Raw genomic sequence first — 15,119 nt, 5'->3', positions numbered from 1 at the left:
GCTAAGGAGCGAGGATGCTGGAACTGATTGTAAAACGGCTACTGCTGGCGATTCCGACGCTGCTGCTGGTGAGCATTATGGTGTTCGCACTGCAAAAGCTGCTGCCAGGCGATCCGGTGCTGGCGATGGCGGGCGAAGAGCGTGATCCGGCGGTTATCGCCCAGCTGCGGGCGGAATACCATCTGGACGATCCGATCCCCACGCAATATTTCGCCTGGATTGGTAATGCGCTAACCGGCGATTTGGGCATGTCGCTGCGCACAAAAGAGCCGGTGACGGCGCTGATCGCCAGCAAATTGCCGGTGACGCTGGAGTTGTCATTGCTGGCGATGATTATCGCGCTGGTGATTGGCATCAGCATGGGCATCATCGCCGCAGTGCGCAAAGACAGTTGGGTCGATCACACCACCAACTTTGTCGCGCTTTCCGGGATTTCAGTACCTCACTTCTGGCTCGGTATTCTGCTGATTTTGCTGTTCTCCGTGCATCTGCAATGGCTGCCGGCATCGGGCTTTGTACCGATTAGCGAAGATGTGACGCAGAACCTGAAAACGCTTCTGCTGCCAGCGCTGGTGCTCGGCACCGGACTGGCCGCCACCTTAATGCGTCACACCCGCGCTTCAATGATCGCCGTGCTAAAAGCGGATTACATTCGCACCGCACGCGCCAAAGGGCTGCTGGCAAAGAAAGTGGTGTTGAAGCATGCGTTGCGTAATGCATTGATGCCGATTGTTACTCTCACCACGCTGCTGTTTGGCGAGTTACTGGGTGGCGCGGTGCTGACCGAGCAGGTCTTCACGCTGCCCGGCTTTGGCAAGATGATTGTCGATGCGGTATTCAACCGTGATTACGCCGTGGTGCAAGGCGTGGTGCTGGTGGTGGCGATTGGCTTCTTGCTGCTCAATCTGCTGGCCGATGTGCTCTATATGATCATTAACCCGAAAATGCGAGGCTGACCATGAGCGAGGTATTAACCGCTGGCGCACTGCCTGCAGTGGCAAAGCCGAATCGTCGGGTGCTGAAAAAGTTCCTGCGTAACAAAAGTGCGCTGATTGGTGCGGTGATTGTGCTGCTGTTTGTCGCCGTGGCGCTGCTGGCACCGTGGCTGGCTCCGTTTGATCCCATCAAAGCCAATTTCCTTGCGGTGCGTAAAGCGCCAACGCTGCTGCACTGGTTCGGCACCGATGAGCTGGGGCGCGATATTTTGTCGCGCCTGGTGTGGGGCGCACGCACCTCGCTGCTGGCGGGCTGCATTTCGGTGCTGATCGCCATTCTGATTGGTGTGCCGCTGGGGCTCATTGCCGGTTACTGGCAAGGCTGGTGCGACGGCATTATTTCGCGTTTTATCGAAGCGCTGCTGGCGTGCCCGTTTCTGATTCTGGCGATCGCGCTGGGGGCGTTTCTCGGCCCGAGCTTGTCGAATGCAATGATTGCCATCGGTTTATCTGCGATGCCGATTTTCGCCCGCTTGACGCGCGGCCAGGTAATCGCCATTCGTCACGAAGAGTACATTGATGGCGCGCGGGCGATTGGTTTGCCCGATCGCTGGATCATCCTGCGTTATGTGCTGCCCAATGTGCTGTCGCCAATTCTGGTACAGGCCACGCTGGCGATTGCTTCGGCGATCATCACCGAAGCCAGCCTCTCTTTCCTTGGCCTCGGCCAGCAACCGCCCTCGCCTTCATGGGGTGCGATGCTGAATACCGCCAAAGGCTTTCTCGAACAGGCGCCGTGGATGTCGATTTTCCCCGGCCTGGCTATTTTTCTCACCGTGCAGGGCTTCAACCTGCTGGGCGACGGTTTGCGCGACGCGCTCGACCCACGCGATGACTCACACTAAGGAACGATCATGAGTGAACTGGATTTTAACGTCAGCTATGCCTCACACCGCGTACCGATGATGGGACGCAACGCGGTTGCCACTTCGCAGCCGCTGGCGGCGCAGGCGGGGATGCGCATGTTGCAACAGGGCGGCAATGCGGTAGATGCGGCGATTGCCAGTGCGATGGCGTTAACCGTGCTGGAGCCCAGCGGTAACGGCCTCGGCAGTGATGCCTTTGCGATAATCTGGGATGGCAAAAAACTGCACGGTTTGAATGCCTCGGGCCGCTCGCCTGCGGCATGGAACCCGGAACGCTTTGCCGGACGCGATGCCATGCCGGAAATCGGCTGGGAAGCAGTCACCGTGCCGGGCGCGGTTTCGGCGTGGGTTGAGCTGGCCGAACGCTTTGGCACGCTGCCGCTTACCACGCTGGCGCAACCGGCCATTGAATACGCGCGTGACGGTTTCCCGGTTTCACCGCTGATTGGTCATCTATGGCAGCGTGCCTACAACAAGCTGAAAGATCAGCCTGGTTTTGTCGAGTGCTTTGCACCTGAGGGTCGCCCGCCGCGTGCTGGTGAACTGTTCCGCAATCCGGCGCAAGCCGAAACGCTGCAAAAAATCGCCGAGACGCGCGGTGAAGCCTTCTATCGTGGCGAGCTGGCCGAAAAGATAGTGGCGTTTGCTGAGCAGCATGGCGCGGCGCTCAGCCTTGATGATCTGAAAAATCATCGCGCTGATTGGGTGGAATTGTTATCGCGCCCATTTGCGGGCGGATCGGTGCAGGAGTTGCCGCCGAACGGTCAGGGCATCGCCACCTTGATTGCGCTGGGCATTCTCGAACAGTGGGATATTGGCCGCTATGAACCGGATTCAGTGCCGTGGCTTCATCTGTCGATTGAAGCGATGAAGCTGGCGCTGGCCGATCTGGATCGCTACGTCAGCGATTACGATCACCTCGAGTTCCCGGCGGAACTGCTGCTGAGCGATGACTATTTGAAACAGCGCGCGCAGCTGATTAATCCCGATCGGGCCGGGGATTTTACCTTTGGCTCCCCGCAGCAGAGCGGCACGGTGTATCTCTCCACCGCCGATGCCAGCGGCATGATGGTTTCCTTTATACAGTCAAACTACATGGGCTTCGGTTCTGGCGTAGTGGTGCCGGGCACCGGCATCAGCCTTCAAAACCGTGGCTGCGGTTTCTCACTCGATCCGCAGCATCCCAATGTGGTGGCCGGCGGCAAGCGCCCGTTCCACACCATCATTCCGGCGTTTGCCCTCGACGGTGACGGCCAGCCGCTGATGTCGTTTGGCGTGATGGGCGGCCCGATGCAGGCACAAGGTCATTTGCAGATGGCGCTGCGCATCATGCAGCACAAGCAAAACCCGCAGGCAGCGATTGATGCCCCGCGCTGGCGCGTTGAGCAAGGACGTGCGGTGGTGGTTGAGCCGGGCATCGACCGTAACGTACTGGCAAAGCTGCGCGAAATGGGGCATCAAATTACGCTGGAAGATCCGCTGCTTGGCTATAACTTCGGCGGTGCGCAGGCGATTGTGCGCGATCCGCAAGGCTTCTACATCGCCGCCACCGAAAGCCGCAAAGATGGGCAGGCGCTGGTGTTCTGATTTAACGTGTTAAAACGGTCACCATGAATGGTGACCCTACGAATTCCGCCATTTCCTTGTCGGGTGCGCATTTATGCGCACCAGGCAAACGCCGCCCGTTGTACCCGCCAGGCCATTGCACTATCCTTTAGGACCATTCCCACCGAATCGAATTTGCCATAACAGGAGTTAATCATGGCGTCAGGAATTTCCCGCATCTGGATGCGCACCGGCATGCTGATGGTCAGTGCCTTGGTCGTGCTGCAACTTACGGCCTGTGGCGACAAAGAGGGCGATCAGCGTAAAGCGTTCAGTGACTTCCTTCAGAACACAGTGATGCGCAGCGGCGAACATCTGCCAAGCCTGAGTGAAAACCAGAAGCAGACCTTCGGTAACTACGCCAGCGATTACGCCATCCTTTATGGTTTCTCGCAGCAGACCAATCAGGCGATTGAGCAAGGTATGCGTCCGGTGGTTGATGAATTAGCAGCGATTCGTGTACCGCAGGATTACCTGACGCGCCGCGATAGCCTGCGCCAGGTCAGCGGTAATCTGAGCGTGCTGACCCAGCAGATTCAGAGCGCCAAAATGCAGGCGGACAGCAGCAAAGCCACGCTGAAGCAGCCGGATGATCTGAAGAAAGTCTACGACGCCGCGTTTACCAAAGTGGTAACGCAGCCAGCCAGCACGCTGATTCCGTTGCTGCCACAGCTGCAGGCGCTGAGCCAGGCGGCGGTGCAAACCGGCGACTATCTGCAATCGCAAGGCACACGCGTAACCTTCAACGACGGCGGCGTGCAATTCCCAACGCAGGATCAGGCAACGCAGTACAACACGCTGATGAGCAATCTCTCCAGCAATGCGCAGGCGCTGACGCAAGCGCAAAATGCGGTGCAAGGCGGGTTATAACAGCCGAACTATTTTAGTGGTCGCCATCAATGGCGACCCTACAAGCCATTCGTTTCTTTTCAGAATTACGTCACTTCCTTACAGCCCACTTTTCTGCTGCAGCATATTGTGATCTGGCGCATTTTCGACCAAAAATAGTTTGTGACATTGATCACATTTACACAACAAAGCACCCAGATTAAAAGGTGACTTAAGTCACATTCGTCATCTTGTTTTGCTTAATTTTTCGGCATCGTTGCTTTCTTACAGCGTCTTTTTGTGATCAGTATCACCTTATTGCACCCCAACCACCCCAACTTAGCGTGATCTGCATCACACTTAGGGGCTGCTCTACGCAGCGTAATAAACTAGTGCTAGAGTCCGCGTGCATACAGTAATGCCACGGCCCCCGCCGTAACGTTCAAACAAAAACAAACGCGCTCTCTTATTGCAGCGCGTCTCAATAAGGGGTGGGTTTATGTCCTCATCAGTAAAGGTCAAGGTTCAGAGCTTTGGTCGCTTTCTGAGTAATATGGTGATGCCTAACATCGGTGCGTTTATCGCATGGGGTATCATCACTGCGCTGTTCATCCCAACCGGATGGATTCCAAACGAAACGCTGGCGAAACTCGTCGGCCCAATGATCACCTACCTGCTGCCGCTGCTGATTGGTTTCACCGGTGGACGTCTGGTTGGCGGCGATCGCGGTGGCGTGGTCGGTGCCATCACCACCATGGGCGTGATCGTCGGTGCCGATATGCCGATGTTCCTCGGCTCGATGATTGCCGGTCCGCTGGGCGGCTGGGCGATCAAGTCCTTTGACCGCGCCGTTGATGGCAAGATCAAAAGCGGCTTCGAGATGCTGGTTAACAACTTCTCGGCCGGTATCATCGGTATGCTGCTGGCGCTGTTAGCGTTCCTGGCAATCGGTCCACTGGTTGAAGGCCTGTCACACATTCTCGCCGCGGGCGTGAATCTGATGGTGCAGAACAACCTGCTGCCGCTGACCTCGATCTTTGTTGAACCGGCGAAAATCCTGTTCCTCAATAACGCCATCAACCACGGTATCTTCTCTCCGCTGGGTATCCAGCAGGCGAGCGAGGCCGGCAAATCAATCTTCTTCCTGATTGAAGCCAACCCAGGTCCGGGTATGGGCGTGCTGGTTGCCTACATGATGTTTGGTCGCGGTAGCGCTAAACAATCTGCAGGCGGCGCAGCGATCATCCACTTCCTCGGTGGTATCCACGAAATTTACTTCCCATACGTGCTGATGGCGCCGCGTCTGTTGCTGGCGGTAATCCTCGGCGGTATGACCGGCGTGTTCACCCTGACGCTGCTGAACGGCGGCCTGGTTTCTCCGGCTTCTCCAGGTTCCATCCTGGCCGTGCTGGCGATGACGCCAAAAGGCGCTTATTTCGCGAACATCGCGGCCATCATCGCTGCATTTGCCGTCTCCTTCGTGGTCTCTTCAATACTGCTGAAAACCAGCAAAGTGAAAGAAGATGACGATATCGAAGCCGCGACACAGCGCATGCAGGATATGAAAGCGCAGTCGAAAGGTCAGGCCGTTGCCGGTTCACCGGTTGCTGGCGACGCGATGAGCGTTGACCTGAACCACGTACGCAAAATCATCGTAGCCTGTGACGCCGGTATGGGTTCAAGTGCGATGGGTGCAGGCGTGCTGCGTAAGAAAGTGCAGGACGCGGGTCTGAGCAATATCTCCGTCACCAACACGGCGATTAACTCGCTGCCAGGCGACGTCGATCTGGTGATTACCCACCGCGATCTGACCGAACGTGCGATGCGTCAGGCACCGCAAGCGCAGCATATTTCGCTGAACAACTTCCTCGATAGCGCGCTGTACAGCAATCTGACTGAACGTCTGGTTGCCGCTAACCGCAGTGAAGCGCGTCGCGAAACCGTGCAGACTACGCTGGCTGACAGCTACGACGAAGGCAACGCGCACCTGTTTAAACTGGGTGCAGACAACGTGTTCCTCGGCCTGAGCGCCACCCATAAAGAGCAGGCGATTCGCTTTGCGGGTGAGCAGCTGGTGAAAGGCGGCTACGTGCAGCCGGAATATGTTGAAGCGATGCTGGAACGTGAAAAGCTGACGCCAACTTACCTCGGTGAATCCATTGCTGTGCCACACGGCACCGTAGAAGCGAAAGACCGCGTGCTGAAAACCGGCGTGGTGTTCTGTCAGTATCCGGCAGGCGTGCAGTTTGGTGATGAGCCAGAAGACGTGGCGCGTTTGGTGATTGGTATCGCCGCGCGCAATAACGAGCACATTCAGGTGATTACCAGCCTGACCAACGCGCTGGATGATGACAGCGTGATTGAGAAGCTGGCCAATACCACCAGCGTGCAGGACGTGTTGGACCTGCTCTCAGGCAACATCGTTAAAGCGTAATACCACGTTTTACCTTCCCTGGGGCGGGTAAGCCCGTCCCACATTTCCGGGGCGGACTTGCCCGCCCTTTCGTCATTTGATATGGGTCAAATTTATGAAAGCGTTACATTTTGGAGCAGGTAACATCGGTCGCGGTTTTATCGGTAAGTTACTGGCGGATGCCGGCATCGAGCTGGTGTTTGCTGACGTCAATCAGGTGATACTTGATGCCCTTAACGCCCGTCATGAGTATCCGGTTCATGTGGTTGGCGAGCAGGCAAAAGTCGAAATCGTAACAGGCGTCAGCGCCGTCAACAGCACCAGCGATGACATCGTTGCGCTGATTGCGGAGGTTGATATCGTGACCACGGCGGTTGGCCCGCAGATTCTGGAGCGCATCGCCGGTGGCGTCGCGAAAGGTCTGGCTAAACGCAGCGACAGCGGTAACGTCCGTCCACTCAACATCATCGCCTGTGAAAACATGGTGCGCGGTACCAGCCAGCTGAAACAGCACGTGCTGAAAGCGCTGCCAGAGCAGTATCACGCGTGGGTTGAAGCGCATGTTGGCTTCGTTGATTCTGCGGTCGATCGCATCGTGCCGCCATCCGAAGCCGGCACCACCGATCCGCTGGAAGTCACCGTGGAAACCTTCAGCGAGTGGATTGTTGATAAAACCCAGTTCAAAGGTGAATTGCCAAACATTGCTGGCATGGAATTGACCGACAATCTGATGGCGTTCGTTGAGCGCAAGCTGTTCACCCTCAATACCGGTCACGCCATCACCGCGTATCTCGGTCAGTTGGCCGGTCACGCTACCATTCGTGACGCGATTCTTGATGAGAAAGTGCGTGCGGTAGTGCAAGGCGCGATGCAGGAAAGCGGTGCCGTGCTGATCAAGCGTTATGGCTTTGAGGCCGATAAGCATGCTGCCTACATCCAGAAAATCCTCACCCGCTTCGAAAATCCGTACCTGAAAGATGACGTTGAGCGCGTAGGTCGTCAGCCGCTGCGTAAACTGAGCGCGGGCGATCGCCTGATCAAGCCAACGCTGGGCACCATTGAATACAACCTGCCGCACACTAATCTGGTCCAGGGCATTGCCGCCGCCATGCACTATCGCAGCGAAGCCGATCCGCAGGCGCAGGAACTGGTCGCGCTGCTGGCAGAAAAAGGCCCGCAAGCCACGCTGGCGGAAATTTCTGGCCTGGATGCCAATAGCGAAGTGGTCACCTCAGTGGTGAGCGCTTACAACGCTATGGCATAATGCGCGCCCTTGAGTGGTTAACTCGGGCGCGCTTGCGTGCCCGCTGGCGGTAGCTGAACGATGCAGGCAATGATGGAAGAGAAGCAGGCTTTTGAAAACCGGGTGCTTGAGCGCCTGAACGCCGGTCGTTCGGTGAGAAGCTTCCTGATCGCCGCCGTTGAGCTGCTGACCGAAGCAGTTAACCTGCTGGTGCTGCAAGTGTTTCGCAAGGACGATTACGCGGTCAAATATGCCGTAGAGCCGCTGCTGCTGGGTAATGGTCCGCTGGGCGAACTCTCGGTTCGCCTCAAGCTGATTTACGGCCTGGGCGTGATCAACCGGCATGAGTACGAAGATTGTGAACTGCTGCTGGCGCTGCGTGAGGAGCTGAATCACGACATCAGCGATTATCGATTTACCGACGATGAGATCCTCGGCCCGTTTGGCGAATTGCACTGCGTGGCCGCCTGGCCGCCGCAGCCGGATTTCAACCGCGACGACGAGCAACTGCGCTCCATGCAGCAGCAGCGCTATCTGCAGATGGTACGTTCAACCATGGTGCTGTCGCTCACCGAGCTGATTTCACGCATTTCGCACAAGCAGGTGTTTAAAAAGCCGGCAGTGTAGGGTCGCCATTCATGGCGACCAGGCGAGCATGAATACGCGCCACGCTGCAAAACTGCGTAGATTTGTGTATCCTTTGCCTGTTTTCCTTAACGAGTTTTCCCCCAATGAAAGAACAAGAAAAAGCCGAGATTAAACTGCTGAGCGATCAGCTCGATGCGCTCAACCGCAAAGAAGCCCCGCTGCTAGCCTCTGGCGATGCCGAAAAGCTCGGTGAACTGCTGCGTGAAAAAGAGAAGCTGGAGCTGGAAATTGAGCGCCTGCGCAGCGTCCGCACTGAGAAGCTGAGCAAAGAAGCGCAACAGCTGCAGAAGCTGGGCTTTAGCCGCGAAATCACCAAGAAAGAACAGGCCAACATGGGCGCATTTAAGAAAAGCGTGCGCGGCCTGGTGGTGGTACACCCAATGACCGCGCTCGGACGTGAGATGGGACTGAAAGTGATGACCGGCTACGCCAAGCAGCCGTTCTAATCTTGACTTACGCGGCGTGTGAGACGTCGCGTAGGATGCCAGCCGCCTGATGAACTTGTTCATTCAGACTGTCCAGCAAGGCATAGCGACGGCGATACTCGGCGCGCTTCTTGCTGGCAATCTCTTCCAGATCTTTACGCTCCGCGCGTAACGGCAACGCAAACAGCTCATCAGCACGCGCCACGCCACCCAACGACAACCAAAACTCGCTGTAGCTGGCAAAAAACTTGTCGCCTTTACTGTGGCGGTAGCGCAGGCTGCGGAACACGTGTGTGGTATCGCCAACGGCAGTGATCGCCTCAACGCCACACTGTTGCGCCAGATTAAATACCGCTTCCATCAGCAAACGTTTCGGGAATACGCCGTGTGCCGCTTTCGTGGCATCGCGAATCACGTCGTTGGAAATATGTTTACGCGGTCCCTGCAATCCACCAATTAATAAGGTGCGCTTGTTCTGTTCGCGAATAATTGAGAAAGAGAGCGAAGCAATTAACTGCGTTTGATAATGCAGCTCCAGGGTAATTTCACCTTCACGGTCAAAACGTCCCGGACAGCAGTGAATCACAAACGCCTCGTCGTTTTTGCCGCTCAACGTGGCCAGCAAATTATCGCCCGGACTCTGCAACAACTGGCGCAGTGCCGTATTCTCTAACTGCTCCATCAAGGTGTAGTGATCGATGATAGCCTGCGCACGTTGCGCCACGCTGAATCCCGCACGCAGATAAGGACGATGTGGCTTGGCCGGCAGCAAACCTTGCATGGTCAACAGCTGCGGTAGCGCAGACAATTTCGTTAACTGCTGCAGATAATTAAAGGTCGTCACAGGAAAGACTAGTGACCTTAAGGCAAATTTCGCGCGAAAACTTCCGCTATTCCATAATTTATTCGGCCTGAACTTTCCGCTTATTAATGGCAAAAACAGCGGCGCTGACGAATCATTATTCGTCACAGAAGTTGTGATAGTAGACATGATTATTTAGGCCTAGCGAGACAAATTGTCGCTACTATATGCCCCAAATTATCAACGGCAGGTTAATAAGCTTTCGCCGCGCAATAATCGTACGCGTGAATATTCAGGTCGTTTAGAAAGGGTTTAAAAAAGACGAAAAAAAACCGGTGAAATCATCACCGGTTTCGTGTTGCGGCTATAGCCTGAACTTACTTCGCAGCAGCGAAACGCGCTGCAGCTTCGTCCCAGTTCACCACGTTCCAGAATGCTTTGATGTAATCAGGACGTTTGTTCTGATACTTCAGGTAGTAAGCGTGTTCCCACACGTCCAGGCCGATGATCGGAGTGCCTGAAACGCCAGCGACCGCTTCACCCATCAGTGGGCTGTCCTGGTTTGCGGTTGAAACCACAGCCAGTTTGTCGCCTTTTTTCACCAGCCACGCCCAGCCTGAACCGAAGCGAGTGGTAGCGGCTTTCTCAAACTCAGCCTGGAAAGCTTCAACGCTACCGAAATCTTTTTCGATGGCAGCTTTCAGCTCGCCCTGCAGCGAGGTGCCCAGTTTCAGACCTTTCCAGAAGAAGCTGTGGTTAGCGTGGCCGCCTGCGTTGTTACGCAGTGGACCTTTTTTGTCTGCTGGCAGCTGATCCAGTTTAGCGATCAGTTCTTCAACCGGCAGGTCAGCGAATTCGGTACCTTCCAGCGCAGCGTTAGCGTTGTTAACGTAGGCCTGGTGGTGTTTAGAGTGATGGATTTCCATCGTCTGCTTGTCGAAGTGCGGTTCCAGTGCGTCGTACGCATACGGCAGGGATGGCAGTGAATAACTCATGTTCTTCCTCTCCATTTTAGTGTTTTGCAGCACCACCTCACTGGGCGTGCCGCGTAAGCAGTCGGATCATTATAGTTAAAAACATGATCCGTAAAAGGGTTATCAATGCCTTAGAATTGATAAGGATTTGATGAATCTGGGAAAAGGTGCGCACGCACGGCTACACCTTGTGGCTGCTGGCGCGCAGTTTAAGCTGCACCGGCAGCTCATTGATGGCTGGCGGTTCATCGCCTTTGAGCGCCGCCAGCAGACGTTTACCCGCCGTGCGCCCCATCTCTTCATACGGCAGCACAATGCTGGTCAGCGGCGGCGAACACACTGCCGCTAACGGGCCGCCGCCGATGCTGGCAATCGCTAACTGGCTGGGAATGGCAATCCCCGCCGCATGACACGCCATGATGGCACCGCAAGCCACTTCATCGCTGGTGCAAATCAGCACATCCAGCTCTGGCCAGGTGAGGCGAATCTCTGCCAGCAAGCTGTGCCCGGCGGCAAAGGTTGGCATTTTCGGCGATGTCACCACGCGATGCGGCGCCTGATTCATCGCCAGCATGCCGCTGTGCCAGCCATTCAACAGCTGGCGGAAGATGGTGTTATTACTCTGCGTGCACAACAAACCGAGATTACGATAACCGCGCTCGACCAGGCTTTGCACCAGTTGGCGAATCGCTTTGGCGTAATCGACACCAATGCTGATCCCCGCCGAATTCGGATGCACACCGCCAATATCCATCACCGGCAACCCGGAATTGCTCAGCAGGCGATGCGCTTCGGCGGCGTTATCGAAATTGAAATGCACCATCGCCGCCGGATTATAGGAGAGCAGCATTTCGATCAGCTCGCTCTCTTCCGCAGCCGAATGATTGGCTTCCGCCAGCATCATGTTATAACCCTGCGGCCGCAGCACTTCCTGCAGCGCTTCCGACACAATCGCACTGCCCGGCGTGGCAAACGACGGTACCACCATGGTGATCAAGCGTGATGTCGCCGATGCCAGATTACTCGCCTGCACGTTCGGGACATAGGAGAGCTCAATCACCGCCGCATCGATTTTGGCGCGAATTTCAGGCGACACTTTTTCCGGCATGCGCAACGCACGCGATGCTGTCATGGTGCTTACACCCACCAAACGGGCAACATCGGCTAAAGTACTTTTGCCGGTACCGCGCCGCTTTTTTTCTGTCATGCGATCTCCTGCATTACTCGCTACTTTTTTGCCAGGACGCAGCTTAAAACCAAATCTGTTAACGCGCCATGTGAAAAACCACAGTTTCGGGCATCCCTCACCCCGCGATCTTTTCAGAATGATTGAGCATGTCAGGTGCTTGCAACGAAGACAAACGCGCAGCAAGGAAATGTTAGCGATAACACGTTTTTTAACAATAACGGTGTTAGCGCTAACTTTTGCGACAATCATCACAGAAAACCGCTGAGAAAATAACCTACATTGCACCCCATCGACGAATAAACAGGAATTACTGATGCTCACTCAATGGCTAACACCGCAACATATTCGTGTCGTAGAGCAGGTTAGCGACTGGCAGGAAGCGGTGCGTTTATCCGCCGAACCGCTGCTGGCCGCCGGTGCCATCAGCCCGGCTTATCTCGATGCCATTTTCACCTCGCATGCCGAGCTCGGCCCGTATTACGTGCTGGCGCCGGGTCTGGCGATGCCACATGCCCGCCCGGAACAAGGCGCGCGCAAAAACGGCCTGTCGCTGCTGCATGTGAAGAATGGCGTGAGCTTTCAGGCCGATGAAAACGATCCGGTTTATGTGGTCATCATGCTATGTGCGGTGTCTGGCGACGATCATATTCAGATGATCACCGCATTAGCCGACGTGTTCAGCGACGAATCCCACCTGCAGCAGTTGCTGTCGGCTTCTACCCTGTCAGCGATTGAAGCTGTCATTGAAAATAAATAACCAGAGAACCCTATTATGAAAAAAGTGCTGATTGTGTGCGGAAATGGTTTAGGCAGTAGCTTCATTGTTGAAATGAACGTGAAGAAGATTGTGGCGGATTTGGGTAAAGAAGCCGAAGTGGGCCACACCGATTTAACCTCAGCGAAATCTGAACAGGCTGATTTAATTATTGCCGCGAAAGATATTGCCGATCAATTAGCCGGACACAGCGCGAAAGTCGTTGGCCTGACTAACCTGCTGGATAATGCAAAAATCAAAGAAATTATCGCTGAAAATATTTAATAACCTTGTAAGGCAAGTACACGCTACTTAATACGGAGTAGGTTATGCTGCAATTTATTATAAAGGATGTTCTTGGAACACCCGCAATACTTGTCGGCCTTTTTTCCCTGTTTGGTTTATTACTGCAAAAGAAACCGGTTTCTGATGTTATTTCCGGTACGCTTAAAACCATCATGGGTTTTGTTATTCTCATCGCCGGGGCCAATTTAATTGCGGCCACATTAACCATCTTCAGCCAGCTGTTTGAGCACTCGTTTAATATTCAGGGCGTGGTACCCAACACCGATGCAATGGCGGCGCTGGCGCAGAAGAGCTACGGCACCGAAACCGCCATGATCATGGTGTTCGGTATGCTGGTGAACATCTTGCTGGCACGCATTACACCGCTGAAATACATCTTCCTGACCGGTCACCACACGCTATATATGTCGGCGATGCTGGCGGTGATTCTATCGGTAGGCGGCATACACGGCTTCTGGCTGGTGCTGATTGGTTCGCTGATTCTCGGCACCATGATGGTGGTTTGCCCGGCGATTCTGCAGCCGTTCACCCGCAAAATCACCAACTCGGACGATCTGGCGCTCGGCCACTTTGGCTCAACCGGTTATCTGCTCTCCGCGTTGGTCGGCAAAGTGGTCGGTAAAGGCAGCCCGTCGATTGAAGAGCTCAAAGTGCCGAAAACCCTCAACTTCCTGCGCGACTCATCGGTAGCGATTTCGCTGACCATGATGATTCTGTTTATCGCGTTGGTTCTGGTTGCGGGCAAAGCGTTCACCGAAAGCATCAGTGGCGGCCAGAACTACATTGTGTTCGCCATCATTCAGTCGATTACCTTTGCTGCTGGCGTCTACATCATCCTCGCCGGTGTGCGTATGGTGATTGCGGAGATCGTGCCGGCCTTTAAAGGTATCGCCGATAAGCTGGTACCCAACGCCAAACCGGCGCTGGATTGCCCAACCGTATTCCCGTTCGCACCAAACGCGGTGATCATCGGCTTCCTGTCGAGCTTCTCCGCCGGTTTGATCAGCATGTTCCTGTGCCCGCTGTTTGGTTTGAGCGTCATCGTTCCGGGTTTGGTGCCGCACTTCTTCTGCGGTGCAACTGCGGGCGTCTACGGCAATATCACCGGCGGACGTCGTGGCGCAGTGATTGGCGCCTTTGTGCAAGGCCTGCTGATCTCCTTCCTGCCAGCGATTCTGCTGCCGCTGATGGGCGACCTCGGCTTTGCTTCCACCACCTTCGGCGATGCTGACTTCGGCATTGTCGGTATCGTGCTCGGCCACATTATTTCGTTCTTCCATTGATGTCATCAACAGCGCCTGCGGGCGCTGTTTTTGTAATGAGGAAATAAGTTATGCAAGCCAAATTTTCCCCCTCCTTAATGTGCATGGATCTCACGCGCTTCCGCGAGCAGGTCGAAGCGATGAATAGCACCGCCGCCTTTTATCATGTCGATATTATGGATGGCAGCTACGTGAAGAATATTACGCTGTCGCCATTCTTTATTGAGAACCTGCGTAAAATTACCGATGTGCCGATTGACGTGCATTTAATGGTGAATCATCCGGAAGACATTATTCCGATGTGCATTGAGGCGGGCGCCGATATTATTAGCTTCCACCCGGAAACCGCCAACAATAAAATCTTCCGCTTGCTGACGCAGATTAAAGACGCGGGCCGTCGCTGCGGCGTGGTGTTAAATCCGGCTACACCGGCAGAAAGTATTCGTGAATATGCGCATCTGCTGGATAAAGTGACGGTGATGTCGGTGGATCCGGGCTTCGCCGGCCAGACGTTTATTCCGGAAACGTTGAATAAGATTCGCCAGCTGATCGCCATGCGCGAAGAGCACGGTTATCACTATCTTACCGAAATTGATGGTTCGTGCAATGCGCGCACCTTTAAACAAATCGCCGCTTCCGGCGTCGATGTGTTTATCGTTGGCACCTCAGGATTGTTTAATCTGGATGACGATGTGGCGCAGGCGTGGCAGAAGATGGAGAGCATTTTCGCCGAGGAAACCGCAGCGTAATACCCTGTAGGGTCGCCATTCATGGCGACCTCATTCATTACCGCACCCTATCCACAGCGA

15 protein-coding genes are annotated in these 15,119 nt (G+C 55.0%); 12 read left to right on the top strand and 3 right to left on the bottom strand.

Annotation, left to right across the window (positions count from 1 at the left end; all coding sequences use genetic code 11):
• The first annotated feature begins 14 nt into the window (after nt 1–14).
• From AC6I8A_RS00600 to AC6I8A_RS00565, 8 genes are all read left to right on the top strand, one after another.
• Nucleotides 15–956, top strand: a complete 942-nt coding sequence (locus AC6I8A_RS00600; protein WP_479490314.1) for an ABC transporter permease — start codon at nt 15–17, stop codon at nt 954–956.
• A gap of 2 nt (nt 957–958) precedes the next feature.
• Entirely contained in the window at nt 959–1,840 is an 882-nt protein-coding gene (locus AC6I8A_RS00595; RefSeq protein ID WP_265301564.1) for an ABC transporter permease, read from the top strand.
• Nucleotides 1,841–1,849: 9 nt separating this feature from the next.
• Nucleotides 1,850–3,448 carry a gamma-glutamyltransferase family protein gene (locus tag AC6I8A_RS00590; RefSeq protein ID WP_436332500.1) on the top strand — a complete coding sequence of 533 codons (1,599 nt, stop codon included), beginning with the start codon at nt 1,850–1,852 and terminating at the stop codon, nt 3,446–3,448.
• Between the two features lie 174 nt (nt 3,449–3,622).
• Nucleotides 3,623–4,336 carry a DUF3053 domain-containing protein gene (locus AC6I8A_RS00585; RefSeq protein ID WP_479486432.1) on the top strand — a complete coding sequence of 238 codons (714 nt, stop codon included), beginning with the start codon at nt 3,623–3,625 and terminating at the stop codon, nt 4,334–4,336.
• 457 nt (nt 4,337–4,793) lie between these two features.
• Nucleotides 4,794–6,728, top strand: coding sequence for a PTS mannitol transporter subunit IICBA (locus AC6I8A_RS00580; protein WP_497817869.1), 1,935 nt, complete (start codon nt 4,794–4,796; stop codon nt 6,726–6,728).
• Between the two features lie 94 nt (nt 6,729–6,822).
• Complete coding sequence (gene mtlD, locus AC6I8A_RS00575; RefSeq protein WP_497817868.1) at nt 6,823–7,971, top strand: mannitol-1-phosphate 5-dehydrogenase; 1,149 nt, start codon at nt 6,823–6,825, stop codon at nt 7,969–7,971.
• A gap of 60 nt (nt 7,972–8,031) precedes the next feature.
• Nucleotides 8,032–8,577: a mannitol operon repressor MtlR gene (mtlR, locus tag AC6I8A_RS00570; protein ID WP_256697970.1), complete on the top strand. Its 546-nt coding sequence runs from the start codon at nt 8,032–8,034 to the stop codon at nt 8,575–8,577.
• A 104-nt stretch (nt 8,578–8,681) separates the two neighbouring features.
• Nucleotides 8,682–9,044 carry a YibL family ribosome-associated protein gene (locus AC6I8A_RS00565; protein ID WP_008104662.1) on the top strand — a complete coding sequence of 121 codons (363 nt, stop codon included), beginning with the start codon at nt 8,682–8,684 and terminating at the stop codon, nt 9,042–9,044.
• Nucleotides 9,045–9,051: 7 nt separating this feature from the next.
• Here the strand turns inward: AC6I8A_RS00565 and AC6I8A_RS00560 are convergent, their stop codons facing one another.
• From AC6I8A_RS00560 to AC6I8A_RS00550, 3 genes are all read right to left on the bottom strand, one after another.
• On the bottom strand, nt 9,052–10,014 hold the full coding sequence (locus AC6I8A_RS00560; protein ID WP_265301555.1) for a VirK/YbjX family protein: 963 nt from the start codon (nt 10,012–10,014) through the stop codon (nt 9,052–9,054).
• Nucleotides 10,015–10,202: 188 nt separating this feature from the next.
• Nucleotides 10,203–10,820 (bottom strand): superoxide dismutase [Mn], encoded by a 618-nt coding sequence (sodA, locus tag AC6I8A_RS00555; RefSeq protein ID WP_256697968.1) that lies wholly within the window; start codon nt 10,818–10,820, stop codon nt 10,203–10,205.
• A gap of 160 nt (nt 10,821–10,980) precedes the next feature.
• Nucleotides 10,981–12,006 (bottom strand): LacI family DNA-binding transcriptional regulator, encoded by a 1,026-nt coding sequence (locus tag AC6I8A_RS00550; RefSeq protein WP_256697967.1) that lies wholly within the window; start codon nt 12,004–12,006, stop codon nt 10,981–10,983.
• Nucleotides 12,007–12,301: 295 nt separating this feature from the next.
• Between AC6I8A_RS00550 and AC6I8A_RS00545 the strand changes: the two genes are divergently transcribed.
• The 4 genes from AC6I8A_RS00545 to alsE are packed head-to-tail and all read left to right on the top strand — an operon-like array spanning nt 12,302 to nt 15,059.
• Complete coding sequence (locus tag AC6I8A_RS00545) at nt 12,302–12,745, top strand: PTS sugar transporter subunit IIA (RefSeq protein WP_497817867.1); 444 nt, start codon at nt 12,302–12,304, stop codon at nt 12,743–12,745.
• Between the two features lie 15 nt (nt 12,746–12,760).
• Nucleotides 12,761–13,027 (top strand): PTS sugar transporter subunit IIB, encoded by a 267-nt coding sequence (locus tag AC6I8A_RS00540; protein ID WP_256697966.1) that lies wholly within the window; start codon nt 12,761–12,763, stop codon nt 13,025–13,027.
• Nucleotides 13,028–13,071: 44 nt separating this feature from the next.
• Nucleotides 13,072–14,331, top strand: a complete 1,260-nt coding sequence (gene ulaA / locus AC6I8A_RS00535; protein ID WP_061719314.1) for a PTS ascorbate transporter subunit IIC — start codon at nt 13,072–13,074, stop codon at nt 14,329–14,331.
• A 50-nt stretch (nt 14,332–14,381) separates the two neighbouring features.
• Nucleotides 14,382–15,059: a D-allulose 6-phosphate 3-epimerase gene (gene alsE / locus AC6I8A_RS00530; RefSeq protein ID WP_256697965.1), complete on the top strand. Its 678-nt coding sequence runs from the start codon at nt 14,382–14,384 to the stop codon at nt 15,057–15,059.
• Nucleotides 15,060–15,119: the final 60 nt, after the last annotated feature.

The organism is Pantoea sp. X-Soil-ISGK-275 (assembly GCF_059730795.1).
The sequence above is the reverse complement of the archived record's forward strand: the minus strand, read 5'-3'. Positions and strand labels throughout refer to the sequence as shown.